18 protein-coding genes are annotated in these 15,178 nt (G+C 61.5%); 11 read left to right on the top strand and 7 right to left on the bottom strand.

The window, feature by feature from the left end; genetic code table 11:
- Window positions 1-18 precede the first annotated feature (18 nt).
- Window positions 19-861 carry a dimethylglycine N-methyltransferase gene (bsmB, locus tag SynA1524_RS09675; RefSeq protein WP_186497351.1) on the bottom strand — a complete coding sequence of 281 codons (843 nt, stop codon included), beginning with the start codon at window positions 859-861 and terminating at the stop codon, window positions 19-21.
- A 5-nt stretch (window positions 862-866) separates the two neighbouring features.
- Window positions 867-1,715 (bottom strand): glycine/sarcosine N-methyltransferase, encoded by an 849-nt coding sequence (bsmA, locus tag SynA1524_RS09680; protein ID WP_011128772.1) that lies wholly within the window; start codon window positions 1,713-1,715, stop codon window positions 867-869.
- Between the two features lie 280 nt (window positions 1,716-1,995).
- Here bsmA and SynA1524_RS09685 point away from each other — a divergent pair, with 280 nt between their 5' ends.
- From SynA1524_RS09685 to SynA1524_RS09695, 3 genes are read left to right on the top strand one after another with little or no spacing between them, the layout of a single operon-like run.
- Window positions 1,996-3,000 carry a quaternary amine ABC transporter ATP-binding protein gene (locus SynA1524_RS09685; protein WP_186497359.1) on the top strand — a complete coding sequence of 335 codons (1,005 nt, stop codon included), beginning with the start codon at window positions 1,996-1,998 and terminating at the stop codon, window positions 2,998-3,000.
- Window positions 2,997-3,911, top strand: coding sequence for an ABC transporter permease (locus SynA1524_RS09690; protein WP_186497361.1), 915 nt, complete (start codon window positions 2,997-2,999; stop codon window positions 3,909-3,911). The genes SynA1524_RS09685 and SynA1524_RS09690 overlap by 4 nt, the downstream gene beginning before the upstream one ends.
- Window positions 3,908-4,873, top strand: coding sequence for a glycine betaine ABC transporter substrate-binding protein (locus tag SynA1524_RS09695; protein ID WP_186497363.1), 966 nt, complete (start codon window positions 3,908-3,910; stop codon window positions 4,871-4,873). The genes SynA1524_RS09690 and SynA1524_RS09695 overlap by 4 nt, the downstream gene beginning before the upstream one ends.
- 66 nt (window positions 4,874-4,939) lie before the next feature.
- Here SynA1524_RS09695 and SynA1524_RS09700 read toward each other — a convergent pair whose 3' ends face one another.
- Both SynA1524_RS09700 and psbA read right to left on the bottom strand, forming a co-directional pair.
- The gene (locus SynA1524_RS09700; RefSeq protein ID WP_186497365.1) at window positions 4,940-5,389 is read right to left on the bottom strand and encodes a cupin domain-containing protein; all 450 of its coding nucleotides are present in this window, start codon (window positions 5,387-5,389) and stop codon (window positions 4,940-4,942) included.
- 113 nt (window positions 5,390-5,502) lie between these two features.
- Entirely contained in the window at window positions 5,503-6,582 is a 1,080-nt protein-coding gene (gene psbA, locus SynA1524_RS09705; RefSeq protein WP_011127848.1) for a photosystem II q(b) protein, read from the bottom strand.
- A 183-nt stretch (window positions 6,583-6,765) separates the two neighbouring features.
- Here psbA and SynA1524_RS09710 point away from each other — a divergent pair, with 183 nt between their 5' ends.
- The 3 genes from SynA1524_RS09710 to SynA1524_RS09720 are packed head-to-tail and all read left to right on the top strand — an operon-like array spanning window position 6,766 to window position 7,670.
- Window positions 6,766-6,912, top strand: coding sequence for a YWSERL motif small protein (locus tag SynA1524_RS09710; protein WP_186497367.1), 147 nt, complete (start codon window positions 6,766-6,768; stop codon window positions 6,910-6,912).
- 28 nt (window positions 6,913-6,940) lie between these two features.
- Window positions 6,941-7,273 (top strand): hypothetical protein, encoded by a 333-nt coding sequence (locus SynA1524_RS09715; RefSeq protein WP_186497369.1) that lies wholly within the window; start codon window positions 6,941-6,943, stop codon window positions 7,271-7,273.
- Window positions 7,274-7,319: 46 nt separating this feature from the next.
- Window positions 7,320-7,670: a hypothetical protein gene (locus SynA1524_RS09720; RefSeq protein WP_186497371.1), complete on the top strand. Its 351-nt coding sequence runs from the start codon at window positions 7,320-7,322 to the stop codon at window positions 7,668-7,670.
- 3 nt (window positions 7,671-7,673) lie between these two features.
- Here SynA1524_RS09720 and SynA1524_RS09725 read toward each other — a convergent pair whose 3' ends face one another.
- Window positions 7,674-8,585, bottom strand: coding sequence for an aspartoacylase (locus SynA1524_RS09725; protein WP_186497373.1), 912 nt, complete (start codon window positions 8,583-8,585; stop codon window positions 7,674-7,676).
- Between the two features lie 67 nt (window positions 8,586-8,652).
- Between SynA1524_RS09725 and SynA1524_RS09730 the strand changes: the two genes are divergently transcribed.
- The 4 genes from SynA1524_RS09730 to SynA1524_RS09745 all read left to right on the top strand — a co-directional run bounded on the left by SynA1524_RS09730 (window position 8,653) and on the right by SynA1524_RS09745 (window position 12,462).
- Entirely contained in the window at window positions 8,653-9,624 is a 972-nt protein-coding gene (locus SynA1524_RS09730) for a glutathione S-transferase C-terminal domain-containing protein (RefSeq protein ID WP_186497375.1), read from the top strand.
- The gene (locus tag SynA1524_RS09735) at window positions 9,621-10,259 is read left to right on the top strand and encodes a DUF2301 domain-containing membrane protein (protein WP_186497377.1); all 639 of its coding nucleotides are present in this window, start codon (window positions 9,621-9,623) and stop codon (window positions 10,257-10,259) included. Before SynA1524_RS09730 ends, SynA1524_RS09735 begins: the two co-directional genes overlap by 4 nt.
- The gene (locus tag SynA1524_RS09740) at window positions 10,256-12,160 is read left to right on the top strand and encodes an ABC-F family ATP-binding cassette domain-containing protein (protein ID WP_186497379.1); all 1,905 of its coding nucleotides are present in this window, start codon (window positions 10,256-10,258) and stop codon (window positions 12,158-12,160) included. Before SynA1524_RS09735 ends, SynA1524_RS09740 begins: the two co-directional genes overlap by 4 nt.
- Window positions 12,161-12,243: 83 nt before the next feature.
- A complete protein-coding gene (locus tag SynA1524_RS09745; protein WP_186497381.1) occupies window positions 12,244-12,462 on the top strand; it encodes a CP12 domain-containing protein in 219 nt (72 codons plus the stop codon).
- A gap of 3 nt (window positions 12,463-12,465) precedes the next feature.
- On the opposite strand, the gene SynA1524_RS09750 is transcribed toward SynA1524_RS09745, so the two are convergent.
- Together SynA1524_RS09750 and cgtA are read right to left on the bottom strand one after the other, a co-directional pair.
- Window positions 12,466-12,648, bottom strand: coding sequence for a hypothetical protein (locus tag SynA1524_RS09750; RefSeq protein WP_186499608.1), 183 nt, complete (start codon window positions 12,646-12,648; stop codon window positions 12,466-12,468).
- 95 nt (window positions 12,649-12,743) lie between these two features.
- The gene (cgtA, locus tag SynA1524_RS09755) at window positions 12,744-13,736 is read right to left on the bottom strand and encodes an Obg family GTPase CgtA (RefSeq protein WP_186497383.1); all 993 of its coding nucleotides are present in this window, start codon (window positions 13,734-13,736) and stop codon (window positions 12,744-12,746) included.
- A gap of 58 nt (window positions 13,737-13,794) precedes the next feature.
- On the opposite strand from cgtA, the gene SynA1524_RS09760 reads away from it, so the two are divergent.
- Entirely contained in the window at window positions 13,795-15,018 is a 1,224-nt protein-coding gene (locus SynA1524_RS09760; RefSeq protein WP_186497392.1) for an ABC transporter ATP-binding protein, read from the top strand.
- Window positions 15,019-15,178 lie beyond the last annotated feature (160 nt).

Below are 15,178 nucleotides of genomic sequence, written 5' to 3' on the forward strand. Positions count from 1 at the left end.
TCAGAACCACCCCTTGAATCAACCAGGCTTGCGCAACCGCATCAGTCCCCAGCTGAGGCGTCCCTGCTGGCCACCATCCACCCAGTGGCCAAGGCCCACATCCATCCGATCGAGATAACCGGAACTGATGCTGGTTTCCAGCTGTGCACGACGTAACCGGGTGTCCTGCCGGACCCGGTCGTAGTGACGCACGAGCATCTCAGTGCGTTCATCCCAAACCTCCATCGTCAGGCCAACCGCATCTCCCCAAGCCCTGTATCGACTCGGTGAGGCAAGGTCGGGGAGATGAATACGGTCGAGGATCGGCTGCAGCAATCCCATCTCCACACCATCGGCCGCCATCGGATCGGTGAACACGAAACATCCCCCAGGCTTCAGCAGGCGGGACACCTCGGCCAACACCTTGGCTCGATCGCCGGCATGCAGGATGGCATCCTGACTCCACACCAGGTCTGCACTGGAATCGGCCACGGGCACCTGCTCAAACGAAGCGTCGTGCACCGTGATCTGCTGCTCAAGACCGGCATTAACATTTAGTCGACGATGGCGGTCGTTCTCAACCGCCGAAATGTTGATGGCATGAACCGGTCGCTCACTCCAGCGAGCAAGGCGCCGGGATGCTCCGCCGTAGCCCGCCCCAAGATCCACCACGCATCCGCCTTGAGGCAGTGGGTCGGCCAGCTCAAGCAGGGCATGCACCGTGCGGTCACTGGCCGTCGCGATGGCCTCATCCGGCGTTGCATACAAACCGATATGAATATCCTCCCCACCCCAAACCTGTTCGTAAAACTGATCAGCGTCCTGACTGTCGTAGTAGGTCGCCGCAACGGAATCCGCCGCAGAGCCATTCGTTGTGCCCATCAGCCTCAGTGCATGGTGGTGTCGACGTCGAAGCGATATTCCTTCTCCGCGACGTGAACATAAAAATCGGGATTTTCAAAGTCCCGCTGATAATCACCAAAGCTGGTGATCTGCTGGAAGCCAACCTCAGACATCAGACGACGGACGTAGCCGTAGCGCAACGGGAACATGTTGAGGTGATAGACCCCACCATCACTGAAGGAATAACGGAAGCGCGCCAAACCTTCATCAACATGCTCAGGACCAACCTCCACATCTTTTCCGCAATAGACATTGCCTTTGCCCTGTCGAACGGCCGATCCGCCCTCCAGCAGCCGGTCGTAATTGCGGTGATCAAGAATCAAGATGCCATTGTGCTTCAACACGGCGTAATACTCAGCCAGAGCTTTACGCCGATCCCGCTCCTTGAACAGGTGGGTGAATGAATTACCAAGACAGATCACAGCATCAAACTCGCCGTGAATGTCACGATTGAGAAAGCGCCAATCCGCCTGCGATGTCCTCAGCAGCTGATCACGGTTGCGAGCATTGCGAAACGCCCGGGCCAGCATGTTGGGGCTGCCATCCGCACTGACCACATCAAATCCTTCCTCCAGCAATCGGATGGAGTGAAAACCAGTTCCTGTGGCTACATCCAGAACCGAACGGGCACCGTGCTCCTTGAGCAGACGGATAAAGAAATCACCCTCCGCTTCAGCCCGTGCATTCCAGTCGATCAATCGATCCCAGCGATCGGTGAAGTCTTCGATGTACTCCTGCTGGTAGTGATCCGTCTCGCGAACCGATTCAGGAGATTGTCCAAAACGCTGCTGATCGTCCTGCGTTTGCAATGGATGGTTCTGCGTTGACGTCATTCCAAATCAATTCGAAGTTCAAACAGGCTCCTTGACGTTCATTAAGGCAAGGACAATCCAAACCCGAATGAATAAAATGAAGCCTTTGTGATCTGCAATCACACGACTGAAACCTAGACACAGCCTGGCTGGTTGTCAGTGATTGAGAGAACAATCGGCCACCAGCAGCACAGTTCAGACCACAAGACCCACTGCCGCGCAGGCAGACGCAGGGAATATTTCAACATTCAAAAATCGAGCTGAGCATGCCTAACATTTCATTAGCGGGTGTTGGGCTGGCATGAATGAGCCGATCCGCCTCCGGGAGGTCTGGAAAAGTTTCGGCGGCAGGCCAGGAGCGTCGCCAGCCGAACTACTTCAGTCCTCTGAAGCCAGGGTTGCTGTACAGGACGTCTCCCTGGAGATCAGGGCCGGGGAGATGTTTGTGGTGATGGGGCTGTCCGGATCCGGCAAGTCCACCCTGTTGCGCATGATCAATGGCTTGATCAGCCCAAGCCTTGGGGTTGTTGAGATTGAAGGGCGACCGCTGCAGCAGTTCAGCCGAGGCGAACTGCGTGCCCTCAGGCGGCGCAGCATGGCGATGGTGTTCCAATCCTTCGCCCTTTTTCCGCAGCGCAGCGCGCTGGAGAATGCAGCCTTTGGGCTTGAAATGGCCGGCGTCCCCCGCCGCCAACGCCTGGCCAAAGCTCAGCAGGCGCTGGAGCGGGTTGGCCTCGGTGGGGATCTGCACCGCACGCCGGATCAGTTGTCCGGCGGCATGCGTCAGCGGGTCGGTCTGGCGAGGGCTCTGGCGTTGGATCCCCCCGTTCTGCTAATGGATGAAGCCTTCTCGGCGCTGGACCCGCTGATCCGTGCCGATATGCAGGATCTGCTGCTGGATCTGCAACGGGAACACCGGCGCACCATTGTCTTCATTTCCCATGATCTGGATGAAGCGGTGCGGATCGGCGATCGCATCGCGTTGATGCAGGACGGACGTCTGCTGCAGTGCGATACAGCGGAAAAGCTGTTCCGCACCCCCGCCGAGCCGGCGGTGGCTGAATTTTTCCGTGGTGTTGATCCCGCTGGCGTCCTCACCCTTGGAGCCATTGCCGAGCCATCGCCACTGACTGACGGATGGGATCCCAAGGATCCCGACCTCACCGTGCTCTCCTCAGCCATGCTCCTCAAGGAGGCCATACCGATCGTCACGGCCGCAAACAGGCCTGTGGCGGTTGTCGGCAACGATCACCATCTGATCGGCTCGGTGTCACCCAACACGATCCTGCGGGCGCTTAGTCGATGAGTGAGCTCTTCAGTCAGCTGTGGCTGGCACAGGCCAGCGAAGCCGGGGCGGTGGGCGCGACAGCCGACAGCATCGTGAGCTGGCTAATTGGCAACGGCGGTGCCCTGTTCAGCCTGATCAACACCGTCATCTTTGTGCTGACGGCGTTCGTCGAACAGCTGCTGAATGCACCCGCCCCCTGGCTGCTCGCACTGCTGGTGGCACTGCTGGGGCTCTGGCGTGTGAGTGCCGCATTCGGTCTTCTCAGTCTTCTCGGTCTGAATCTTGTGCAGACCATGGGCCTGTGGGAGCCAATGGTCAGCAGCCTGGCCCTTGTGCTGACCGCCTCCCTGCTGGCCCTCGCGATCGGTCTTCCTTTGGGTGTGCTGGCTGCCCGTCAGCGAAGCATCTGGCAGCTCACCCGTCCGCTGCTGGATCTGATGCAGACCATGCCGGCCTTTGTATACCTGATTCCTGCCGTGATGCTGTTCAGCACCGGCGCCGTTCCTTCGGTGATCGCCACGTTGATCTTCGCGATGCCACCGGTGGTAAGGCTCACCGTTCTGGGCATCCGCCAGGTTCCGGCTGATCTGATCGAGGCCGGGCGATCCTTCGGCTGCTCCGAGTGGCAGTTGCTCACCAAGGTGCAACTGCCCAACGCTCTTCCCACGCTGATGACCGGCGTGAATCAGACGATCATGCTGGCCCTTTCGATGGTGGTGATCGCCTCGATGATCGGTGGTAGTGGGCTGGGTGATGTGGTGCTGCGGGGCATCCAGCAGCTGAACATTGGCCTGGGCTTTGAGGGAGGCCTGGCCGTGGTGATCCTGGCGGTCATCCTGGACCGTCTCAGCCAGAGCCTCAGCACACCCCCCAGCCGATCCGCGCGGGATCGGGTCCGCAGCCTGGCCACGCTTTGGAGGATTCGATGAACAAGTTTCAGCTCTGGCGACGACGCAGTGTGCTGCTGGCTGGCTTGGGTCTGGCGGGTGCCTCCCTGCACAACCTGGCTAGCCGCCCTGAAGCCGACACATCCGCCCCGGCGACGGACACGCCTGGATCAACGTCCCAGGTTCAGTCGAGCAACGACCGCAACTCTGCCGGTGCCCCCTTGAAGCTGGGCTGGTCGCCTTGGGCCGATGCCGAAGTGGTGAGTCTGATGGCGACCCAGCTGATCGAATCGGAGTTGAATCAACCGGTGGAACGGGTGATGGCCGACATCGGCATCCAATACCAATCCGTGGCCCGCGGCGATCTGGACCTGATGCTGATGGCCTGGCTGCCAGGCACCCATCGGGATTACTGGAGCAAGGTGCGTGATCGAGTGCTGGATCTCGGGCCGATGTATTCCGGCCGGCTTGGCTGGATCGTGCCCGACTATGTGCCAGAGGAGGTGATTGCCAGCATTGAGCAACTCCAGGATCCGCAGCTGGCGGCTCGCTTTGATGGCAGGGTCCAGGGCATCGACCCGGGGTCTGGCCTGAACCAGGCCTCACTGAAAGCCCTGAAGCAATACGGATTGACGTCTATGGAGCTGGTGGCGTCCAGCAGCGCGGCCATGGCTGCTGTGTTGGCCCAGGCGATCGACGAGCAACGCTGGCTGATCGCCACGAGCTGGACCCCCCACTGGATGTTTGCCCGCTACAAACTGCGCTTCCTTGACGACCCCAAGGGCAGCTTCGGAGCAACAGAACGCATCCATGCCGTGGCTCGGCAGGGCATGGATCAGCTGCATCCTGCGGTGACAGCGTTCCTCAGCCGCTTCCATTTACCTGAGAGCGACCTGGATGGCTTGCTGCTGCAGGCCCAGGAGTCATCCGCCGAGACCGCGGTGTCGACCTACCTGGCTCGCCATCCCAATCGGGTTCGCTACTGGACGACAGGAAAGATCTAAAAAGCACGAAATCGCATTTATATCGAGTCAATATCAACTCGATACCGTGCCTTTTAGCGCCGGAGATCAGATCAACCGTTCATCAACCCCCTTTGGCCATTGAGAGCGGTCTCGATCACGCAGCATCTCGAAATCGTCAAAGCTGAACCCTGGGCCGACGCAACAGCTCACCAGAGTGAAATCTCCCTGACTCCGGGCTGCCATCCAGACCCCCGCCGGAACCCAGGCCACGGGCTGATCCTCACTGATCACCTGTTCATGGGGTCCGTCTGCAGCATCGGAATGCTGGAACAGGCTGAGGGGAGCGCCACTAAGGAAGGTCCAGATCTCATCACCACCGTGAACGCAATGCCAGCGACTCACATCCCCGGCACCGAGCAGAAACAGCACGGTCGTGATGGCACTGCGTGGTTGGCCATCGGGCCTTGTGACCTGAATGGAGCTCCGTTGCACTTCCCTGTACCAACCGCCTTCGGGATGAGGCTGCAGCCGCCAACGGGCCACAAGGGAGTCCATCAGGTCCAACGCTGATCAGAACGCAGGAAGCCAACGTTGGCACAACAAAAAGCCCCCACCTTGCGGTGAGGGCTTTCCGATTCAGTTGATCTGAATCGTTACTTGATTCCAGATCAACCGATGGCAGGTGCCTGCAGAGCCACAGGAGTGGACTCAGCAGCAGCCAGGTCGAGGGGGAAGTTGTGAGCGTTACGCTCGTGCATCACTTCCATGCCGAGGCCGGCACGGTTCAACACGTCGGCCCAGGTGTTCAGGACGCGGCCCTGACCATCAAGGATGGACTGGTTGAAGTTGAAGCCGTTCAGGTTGAAGGCCATGGTTGACACGCCCAGGGCGGTGAACCAGATGCCGACAACAGGCCAGGCAGCCAGGAAGAAGTGGAGGCTACGGCTGTTGTTGAAGGAGGCGTATTGGAAGATCAGGCGACCGAAGTAACCGTGGGCAGCCACGATGTTGTAGGTCTCTTCCTCTTGGCCGAACTTGTAGCCGTAGTTCTGGGACTCGGTCTCGGTGGTTTCACGCACCAGGGAGGAGGTCACCAGGGAGCCATGCATGGCGGAGAACAGGGAGCCACCGAACACACCTGCAACACCCAGCATGTGGAAGGGGTGCATCAGGATGTTGTGCTCAGCCTGGAACACCAGCATGTAGTTGAACGTGCCGGAGATGCCCAGGGGCATGGCGTCAGAGAAGGAGCCCTGACCGAAGGGGTAGACCAGGAAAACTGCAGAGGCAGCAGCGACAGGTGCGCTGTAGGCGACGCAGATCCAGGGGCGCATGCCCAGGCGGTAGGAGAGTTCCCACTCACGACCCATGTAGGCGTAGATGCCGATCAGGAAGTGGAAGACGACGAGCTGGAAAGGACCGCCGTTGTACAGCCACTCATCAAGAGAAGCAGCTTCCCAAATGGGATAGAAGTGCAGGCCAATGGCGTTGCTGGAAGGAACAACAGCACCGGAGATGATGTTGTTGCCGTAAATAAGGGAGCCAGCGACGGGCTCGCGGATGCCATCGATGTCAACCGGAGGAGCGGCGACGAAAGCGATGACGAAGCAGATGGTGGCAGCCAGCAGGGTGGGGATCATCAGCACACCGAACCAACCGACATACAGACGGTTGTTGGTGGAGGTGACCCACTCGCAGAAAGCCTGCCAGCTGGAAGCGCCGGAGCGCTGCTGGAGGGTGGTGGTCATGAGAACGGAAAGAAGTGTTCCCGAAGGAACGGTTTAAGGAAGGGCAGGTGTGCCCTGCCTCACACCAATGTAACGGAAGGTTGAGAGGTGTGTTCGGTTATTGCGGCAAGCGTTTTGGGCAGCCCTGTCAGTGACTGGCCAGCTCACAAAGATTTAAGGTTCTGGTGTTGTCCGGAGCCCGTTTTGGTCCTGATCCGCTGGCTCCATGCTGGACGTCGTCTCGAGGAAACAGTTCCTCTGGAACTGGCTCGCCATCGACGCAATGAACTAGAGGCTCAAGGTGCCACCATTTATTGGAGTGAGCGGCTGGTGCCGACCGGTCTCAACTGAGAGGCTGTAGCCAACGTTCCTGCGTCGGATGAAACGCTGTTATTTCGCGCTGTCATTCATGGCTTTGAGCTGCCTGCTTCTCAGCGGCTGTGTTTCGAAGCCATCCTCCACCGGCGCAGACAAGACCAGCCAAGCCGCCCTTGAGCAACTCGAACTGCGGGTTAATCAACTGGAGCGGAAACTCAGCGCCAGAAGCCCTGGCAACGCAGAGATCGATCAGAAAGTCCCTGCCGGACCGCTTCAGTCCCTCACCCTTCGCCTGGGGACGGACGACGATCGTCTGCGGCTGTACTGGGCTGATGGTCAGTCGAGTGATCTGCTCTGCAGTGAGGAAGGCAAAGGTGTCTGGGCCTGTGGTTAAGCCACCCCGAACCGATCAGAGTGGATTAACGCCATTCGCCGCGCCGATGCGTCTGATCAGCCTTCTGCTCGCAGCAATGAGCCTGGCCGCTCCCACGGCCCAGGCCCAGACGCCATACACCCACGCCCAGACCAAAGCAGCCAACCTGGCCAGGATGCTGGCCGAAAAGCTCAATGGTGGTCTGCGTCTGTATCGCGCCGACCGCTGCATGTACGTCACCCGTGGTGTGGACTGCCTCGTCTCTGCCGACGAGAACGGCTACAGGTTCAGCTTCAAAGGAGGGGCGCCGGGATGGCAACAGCAAAGTCCCCCTGACCCAACCCTCGAAACCGAAGTACTGATTTCTATCGATGGCGATGAAATCCTCGATGTTCCCTACAACGGGCCGCTTCGCTGAGGCTCAGCCCATCAGCTGCTCCAACGCCTGACCCCAACTCGGATCGATGGGCCAGACCTCCCGGCGGGTCAATGAAAAGGCGATCCTCTTTTCGGCATAGGCCGCCTCATTGATGAACACGGGCCAGGTCTCTCCTCCATCCACCTCAAGCGGCACCGTGCCTCCGCGAGGCAGTTCAAACATGGCCGCTCCGTCCATCAGCGGCCGCCAGTCCTGTCCCTGCAGCTGTGGATGAACCATGGCAGCTGCACAATCCCGTTGATCACGCGGCAGATCAACACTGCCGAGGTGACGATGCACCACCAGGTTGTGGGGGTCCCGGCCCGTACCCGCACGCGCCGCGGCCAATTCCCGACAACACGTCTCGAGGGCGATCCGGGTTTGGCGCACCACCCGTGCATCCAGAACCCCCTGAGGCACGGGCCCCACTTCGATCACCAGCCCGCAGGGCCACTGCTCCACCAGAAACCCGGTCTGAGCGGCATCGGCCTCATGCAGATAGATCGGCAGTCCAAGAGCCCCTTGCACCCGTGCAGCCAGTGCCAGATCGGCGGGGCGACGGCCGTACACGACCAGGCAGCTGCCCATGGCTGCTGTGGTGCTGTGCAGGTCCAGGGCCACCCGGCAGGGGTTCGCGCCGTCGGGGCCGTGCCAAGCGAGGAGCTGCCGGGCGCGCTGCAATTCCTGCTCCTGCTCCCCCTGATTCAACAGATCCGCGGTGAAGCAGCGGTTGAGATCTCGGTCGACGTAGCGACGGTTGGCTGTGCGAGCTTCGGGATTGCCGATCTCCAGAGCCAGAGAGAGCCCCGCGGCATCCAGCAAATCTTGCTGATCACGCCACTGGTCCACCAGCCAGGCCCCATTGATTTCGTTGCCATGGGTGCCACCCACCACCAGCACATCGCAGCGGGTCATCTCAAGCTTCTGAATCCCCTGACTGAAGCATGGGAAACGGCAAGACTGAAGCCAACAGCAACTGAGCATGGCCATCCCCCCGGCTCTTGTGATCGCCGCCCGGCAGGGCTGGCAATGGCAATGGCAGCGATTAATGGGAGGCCTGGGGCCGGCTGATGCGGAGGGGAATTACCAGCGACCCAGCAGCGATCACCTGAGCGCCAGCGTTCCATCCTTTGTTCTCTCAACGCTTCCAGAGCAGCGACGCCCCCTGTTGATCCTCGGAAGAAGCTGTCCGTGGGCCCACCGCACCTGGCTGGTGCATCAACTGCGGCGACTCGGCAGCAGCGTTACACCGCTGATCGCCAGGGCCGACCACCGCGCCGGCCGATGGCAATTGGATCCCCCCTGGCAGGGGTGTCACACCTTGCTGGAGCTGTACCGGCGCTGTGGTGCTCCCCCCTCGTACCGGGCCACCGTGCCGGTGCTGGTGGATCCCAGCGGGCCTCGGATCCTCGGCAACGAAAGCGCTCAATTGGTGGAGCTGTTCAACGAATGGCCAGCACCCGATGGGGCACCGGATCTGGCAGCTGCGCATCAACGAGGGGAGATCGACCGTTGGCAATCGCTGCTGCAACCAGCCGTCAACGACGGGGTCTACCGCTGTGGATTCGCCCGCACCCAGGCGGCCTACGACCTCGCCGAAACAGACCTCTTCAACGCCCTCCAGCAAGTGGAGCAGGCTCTTCAAGATGGTCGCTCCTGGCTTTGCGGCGATGAGCTCAGCCTGTCGGATGTTCGCCTGTTCCCCACCTTGATCCGCTGGGAGGTGGTTTACGCCCCTCTGTTCGGCTGCAGCCGCCGACCACTTTGGCAATTCCCCAATCTGTGGCTTTGGCGGCAGCGCTTCCACGCGCTTCCTGGTGTGGACGACACCTGTGATGCCAAAGCATGGCGCCAGGACTATTTCGGGGCCTTGTTTCCGCTGAATCCCGGCGGAATTGTTCCGGCTGGACCTGACCTGAGCACACTGGTGCATGCCGGCATTCCCAGGCCATGACCACGGCTGATCCGCAATTTGAGGGGGTCTACGGCCCATACACAATCACCGAAGCCGACCGCAATGAGGTGCAGCGCTATCGCCTGGCTCTGCTGACCACAGGTCTGGCGCTGCTGGCGGGGATCCTGCACTGCTGGCTGCTTGGTGCCCGCTGGGCATGGGTCTGGATCCTGCCCATGGGCATCGGTCTCGGGCTGGCCCTGCTCTGGATTCACATTTACCTCCGCCCCCTGCACCGAGCGCTTCAGCTGTTCTGGCTGACGGGCTGCCTGGGCTGGGGAACGCTGCTGATCAGCGCCGGTCCGCCCCATGCCCTGCTCACCCTGGCGGATCAACGGCTGTGGATCGTGGCGATCGGGCCCGTGTTCGCCGCCCTGGCGGGCATCGGCTTCAAGGAGTTTTTCTGCTTTCAGCGCCTGGAAGCTGTCGGCCTCACCCTGTTGCTGCCTGTGGCTCTGCTGGGCCGACTGGTCGGCCTGATCGACCCTCACGTCTGCCTGGCGCTGATGGCGGTGGCTGCTGCTCTGCTGGTGGTTCTCGCCCTGCGCAAGTTCGGGATGGACGCCGCCGCTGATGTCGGCGACAAGAGCGTGTTTGCTTATCTGGACGGTCAACTGTCTGCGCGCACCTCGTGAGTCTGATCAGCCTTGTGGGTGCCGCCAAGGACTTCGGCATCCGCACCCTGTTCGCCGATCTTGAGCTGCACATCGGGGAAGGTGAACGGCTGGGGCTGATCGGCCCGAACGGTGCCGGTAAGTCCACCCTGCTGAAGGTGCTGGCGGGTATGGAACCACTCGGGGCGGGAGAACGGCGGTGTTCCCCCAGGTTGCGGGTGGAGCTGGTGGGTCAGGAGAGTCGTGTCACCCCCGGCCTGACCGTGCTGGAGCAGGTTCTGGAGGGCTGTGGTGCCAAGCGCGACCTGTTGCTGCGCTTCAGCGCCCTCAGCGAGGCATTGGCAGCAGCCCCAGAGAACGAAACACTGTTGTCCGAACTGGGGCAACTGAGCCAGCGCATGGACGATGAAGAGGCCTGGAGCCTCGAGCAGCAATGCCAGGAAGTGCTGCAGAAGCTCGGCATAAGCGATCTCCAGCGTCCCATGGCGGACCTCTCGGGGGGCTACCGGAAGCGGGTTGGCTTGGCCTCCGCCCTGGTGGCCTGCCCGGATGTGCTGCTGCTGGATGAGCCCACCAACCATCTGGATGCAGCCGCCGTGGAGTGGTTGCAGAGCTGGTTGGACCGCTACCCAGGGGCCCTGGTGCTGGTGACCCATGACCGCTACGTGCTGGATCGGGTGACCAGCCGCATGGTGGAGGTGGACCGAGGACGGGCTCGCACGTACCAGGGCAACTACAGCACGTTCCTGCAGCACAAGGCGGACGAGGAGGCCTCGGAAGCGTCCTCCGCCGCCAAATTCCGTGGTGTTCTGCGCCGGGAGCTGGCCTGGCTTCGGCAGGGACCCAAAGCCCGCAGCACCAAACAGAAAGCCCGCTTGCAGCGCATCGAGGCCATGCGGGAGGCCCCCGTCCAGCAGGGGCGCAAAATCCTGGAAATGGCCAGCGTCAGCCGCCGCATCGGCAAGCTGGTGATCGAGGCCGAAGCCGTGGGAGTCACCGCCGATGGCCAGCCCGACGGCAGGCCCCTCCTCAGAGACTTCAGCTACAGCTTCAGCCCGGAGGATCGCATTGGCATCATCGGGCCGAATGGCAGCGGTAAGTCGACCCTGTTGGATCTGATCGCCGGTCGGCGTCAGACCACGTCTGGCGCGTTGCGGTTGGGAGAAACCGTGCACATCGGCTACCTCGACCAGCACACCGAAGCCTTCACCGAGGGGGAAGGACTGCAGCGCAAGGTGATCGAATTCGTTGAAGAAGCCGCCAGCCGCATCGAAGTCGGCGGAGAGCAGGTCACCGCCTCCCAATTGCTGGAACGATTTCTCTTCCCCCCGGCTCAGCAGCACAGCCCCCTGACCAAGCTGTCCGGAGGCGAGCGTCGGCGTCTGACCCTGTGCCGGATGCTGATCCAGGCCCCGAACGTGCTGCTGCTGGATGAACCCACCAACGATCTCGACGTCCGCACCCTGAGCGTTCTGGAGGACTTTCTTGAAGACTTCCGGGGCTGCGTGATCGTGGTGTCCCACGACCGGTACTTTCTCGACCGCACAGTGGATCGCCTGTTCTGCTTCGATCAGGGTCGTCTGCAGCGGTTCGAGGGCAACTACAGCGGCTTTCTCGAGCAGCAGCGCCAGCAGGAACGGCAACGGACCTCAGCGCCGTTGCCCACGGTCAAACAAGACAGCCGCCAAGCCGATGCCAAGTCATCGACGGGCCCGCGGCGGCGCAGTTTCAAGGAAACCAAGGAACTGCAACAACTCGACCAGCGCCTACCGCAACTGGAGGAACGCAAGGCGGCCCTCGAGGAGAAATTGGCCGGTCATGGCACGGATCTCTCGCAGGTCAGCCGCGAATTAGCGGAGCTGATCGCCACCATTGAGGCTGCCGAAGAGCGCTGGCTGGAACTCAGCGAGCTTCAGCCCTGATGTCAGCGAACGATTGAAAAGGGTGTCTCGGGAGCAGGAACGAAGCATCGGCCGTAAGGTAGCCACGGCAGAAAGGTGTTCCCATGAAATCGATCGACGAGCACATTCAGAAGGACAAGACCGACATCGAAGCAGCCAAGGCAGCTGGTGATGAGGCCAAGGTGCGTCACCTGGAAGGGGAACTGCACTCCCTGGAGGAGTACAAGGAACACAACCCCGAGGACAAGCACGACCCCACTCCCCTCGAGTTGTACTGCGACACCAACCCGGAAGCTGACGAGTGCCGCATCTACGACGACTGAACCTCAGTATTCGTCGTTGTAATCAGAGGGGCTGCCGGTGAGGCTGCACACCACAGCCTCTTGATCTTTCATGGCGCGGACCTGAGCAATCGGACGCCCCATGCGTTTAAGAACGGCGATTTCCTCTTCCGTCTGACAACGGGCGATTACCGATCCCTTGTCATCCAGGCAGGTGTAGAAGGTCATCACGAGGTGGTGGATCACTGTTCCGTTATGGCGGCGCTGAGACGTGTTCACAACCACCGATGTGGTGGCCGACACGATTGCCACCCGATTCGTCTCTAGGCGATCCCCAATTCCGTCCAGACCCGTTGCAGCAGCTGATCAAGATTGCGTCCCATCGCCGCTGAGATGCAAAGGGGAGCACGTCCACTGGCCTGTTCAAGCTCTTGGCTGAGTTCAGGGAGCTGCTCGTTCAGAAGTAATTCCTGCTTGTTCAGCACCAGAAGGCGAGGACGGTCCACCAGGCCATGGCCGTAGGCCTCCAGCTCCTTCTCCACCACCCGTAGATCGCCGACGGGATCATCGGCCCCGGCATCGACAACGTGAATCAGCAAACGGGTGCGCTCGATATGACGCAGAAAATCGTGTCCCAATCCGGCGCCCTGGGCAGCACCAGCGATCAATCCAGGAATATCGGCAAAGACCGTGCCGTCGCCACTGGGGCGTCGCACCACGCCGAGATTGGGCACCAGGGTGGTGAAGGGGTAGTCGGCGATTTTGGGGCGAGCGGCTGACAGGACAGCGATCAGAGTGCTCTTTCCAGCGTTGGGCAAGCCAATGATGCCCACCTCCGCCAGAAGCTTCAGTTCCAGCTGAAGGGGCCATTCCTCCCCATCGCGACCTTCGGTGAATTTCTCCGGCGCACGGTTGCGATTGCTGAGGTAATGGGCATTACCAAGACCGCCGCGGCCGCCGAAGGCCACGGTCAAACGCTCGCCGGGATCGGTCAGGTCCCCAAGCAGGATGCCGGTGGTGAGATGTCGCACCTCGGTCCCGCAGGGCACCTTGATCACCAGATCCCGACCCGAGGCTCCCGTGCACTTGTTCGGGCCACCTCGCCGGCCGTCATCCGCGGCGAACAACCGTTTGTACTTGAAGTCGAGCAGGGTCTGAAGGTTGCTGTCCGCCTCCAGCACCACAGGCCCGCCATGACCTCCATCACCTCCGGAGGGTCCACCGGCCGGCACATATTTCTCGCGACGAAACGCGGCGATGCCATCTCCACCGCGGCCACCGCGCACCGTGATCCGTGCCTGATCGATGAACTGCACGGCGCCACGCGATGGATCCAGCTCTCAACCCTAAGATTCAGCCGCTGCTGAACAGCCGTTGGCCGGCGTCCGTTTCGAAGCCCTCAGCAAGACCTATCCCGGACGCCGTGGCTCGGAGCCCGTTCCGGTGATCCGTGAGCTGGACCTCAGCATCGAGGACGGTGAATTCCTGGTGCTGGTGGGACCGTCGGGGTGCGGCAAGAGCACCTTGCTGCGACTGCTGGCCGGCCTGGAGAGTCCCACTGTGGGTGAAATTGTCATCGGTGAGCGCCCCGTGAGCCAGGTGCGGCCCGGGCGTCGCGACGTGGCCATGGTGTTCCAGAGCTACGCGCTCTATCCGCACCTGAGCGTGCGCGACAACCTCAGCTTCGGGCTGCGACGCAGCCGCCATCGCAGCCTGCCTCAGCAACTGCAGGATCAACTCAGCCAGCTCAGCCGCGGACTTCCCGCATTCCTGAGGGTGCGATCCCCGCGAGAGGAGCTGATTGAACAGCGCGTCCACACCGTGGCCCAGGCCCTGGAGCTGGAATCACTCCTCGACCGCCTGCCGAAGGAGCTCTCCGGCGGGCAGAAACAACGTGTTGCCCTGGGGCGGGCCATGGCGAGAAAACCGGCGGTGTTTCTGATGGATGAACCGCTCAGCAACCTGGACGCCAAGCTGCGCAACAGCACCCGCACCCGCATCGTTGACCTGCAGCGGGAGCTGGGCACCACAACGGTCTATGTGACCCATGACCAGGTGGAAGCCATGACGATGGGTCACCGCATCGCCGTGCTCAATCAGGGGCGCCTGCAGCAGCTCGGAACCCCGATGGAGCTCTACCGGTGGCCGTCCAATCTGTTCGTGGCGCAGTTCATCGGCAGCCCACCGATGTCGATGCTTCCCGTGGTGATCGGCCCAGGCGCCACCCTGCTTCTCGGCCCCAAGCGACTGTCGGTTGAGGGGCCTCTGGCAGCGGCCCTACCGGCATTGGAAGGCCAGACGCTGACGGCGGGCCTGCGGCCAGAGGGCTGGCGTGTGGCGCCGGCCACGAACCGCAACCTGCCGGCCTCGGTGCTTCATTGCGAAGTGCTGGGAAACGAGCAATTGATCAGCTGCCGCCTGCACGACGGAGACCACCTGGTGCAGGTGCGGACGAACCCCGACTTAACGGTCAAACCCGACGATGTGCTGCATCTGGATCCTGAACCCAGTGGCTGGCGGTTGTTCGATGCAAGTGGAGAAGCGATTGCACGGCAGGATCCCGGCGCTGACGCTCCAAAGCTGCCCAAGCTGAGCTGATCAGCGCTCCATCAGGTTGTAGGCCCCGTTGGTGTCGTCCTCCTCCTCACAGACCTCCTGACCGGAGGGTCTGATTGGTCTGGCACTCAGCCTGGCTTGGAGCTGGGACAACAAGGGAACCGATCAGCACGATCAGGACCACCGAGATCGGATTGATCAC

Source organism: Synechococcus sp. A15-24 (assembly GCF_014280195.1).
Lineage (GTDB): Bacteria > Cyanobacteriota > Cyanobacteriia > PCC-6307 > Cyanobiaceae > Parasynechococcus.

Coding starts and splice junctions, on each gene's coding strand:
- bsmB (WP_186497351.1), bottom strand. CDS start 861: ATGGGCACAACGAATGGCTCTGCGGCGGATTCCGTTGCGGCGACCTAC.
- SynA1524_RS09695 (WP_186497363.1), top strand. CDS start 3,908: ATGAACAAGTTTCAGCTCTGGCGACGACGCAGTGTGCTGCTGGCTGGC.
- bsmA (WP_011128772.1), bottom strand. CDS start 1,715: ATGACGTCAACGCAGAACCATCCATTGCAAACGCAGGACGATCAGCAG.
- SynA1524_RS09745 (WP_186497381.1), top strand. CDS start 12,244: ATGAAATCGATCGACGAGCACATTCAGAAGGACAAGACCGACATCGAA.
- SynA1524_RS09715 (WP_186497369.1), top strand. CDS start 6,941: ATGAAACGCTGTTATTTCGCGCTGTCATTCATGGCTTTGAGCTGCCTG.
- SynA1524_RS09750 (WP_186499608.1), bottom strand. CDS start 12,648: ATGACCTTCTACACCTGCCTGGATGACAAGGGATCGGTAATCGCCCGT.
- SynA1524_RS09720 (WP_186497371.1), top strand. CDS start 7,320: ATGCGTCTGATCAGCCTTCTGCTCGCAGCAATGAGCCTGGCCGCTCCC.
- psbA (WP_011127848.1), bottom strand. CDS start 6,582: ATGACCACCACCCTCCAGCAGCGCTCCGGCGCTTCCAGCTGGCAGGCT.
- SynA1524_RS09685 (WP_186497359.1), top strand. CDS start 1,996: ATGAATGAGCCGATCCGCCTCCGGGAGGTCTGGAAAAGTTTCGGCGGC.
- SynA1524_RS09700 (WP_186497365.1), bottom strand. CDS start 5,389: ATGGACTCCCTTGTGGCCCGTTGGCGGCTGCAGCCTCATCCCGAAGGC.
- SynA1524_RS09690 (WP_186497361.1), top strand. CDS start 2,997: ATGAGTGAGCTCTTCAGTCAGCTGTGGCTGGCACAGGCCAGCGAAGCC.
- SynA1524_RS09735 (WP_186497377.1), top strand. CDS start 9,621: ATGACCACGGCTGATCCGCAATTTGAGGGGGTCTACGGCCCATACACA.
- SynA1524_RS09730 (WP_186497375.1), top strand. CDS start 8,653: ATGGCCATCCCCCCGGCTCTTGTGATCGCCGCCCGGCAGGGCTGGCAA.
- SynA1524_RS09725 (WP_186497373.1), bottom strand. CDS start 8,585: ATGACCCGCTGCGATGTGCTGGTGGTGGGTGGCACCCATGGCAACGAA.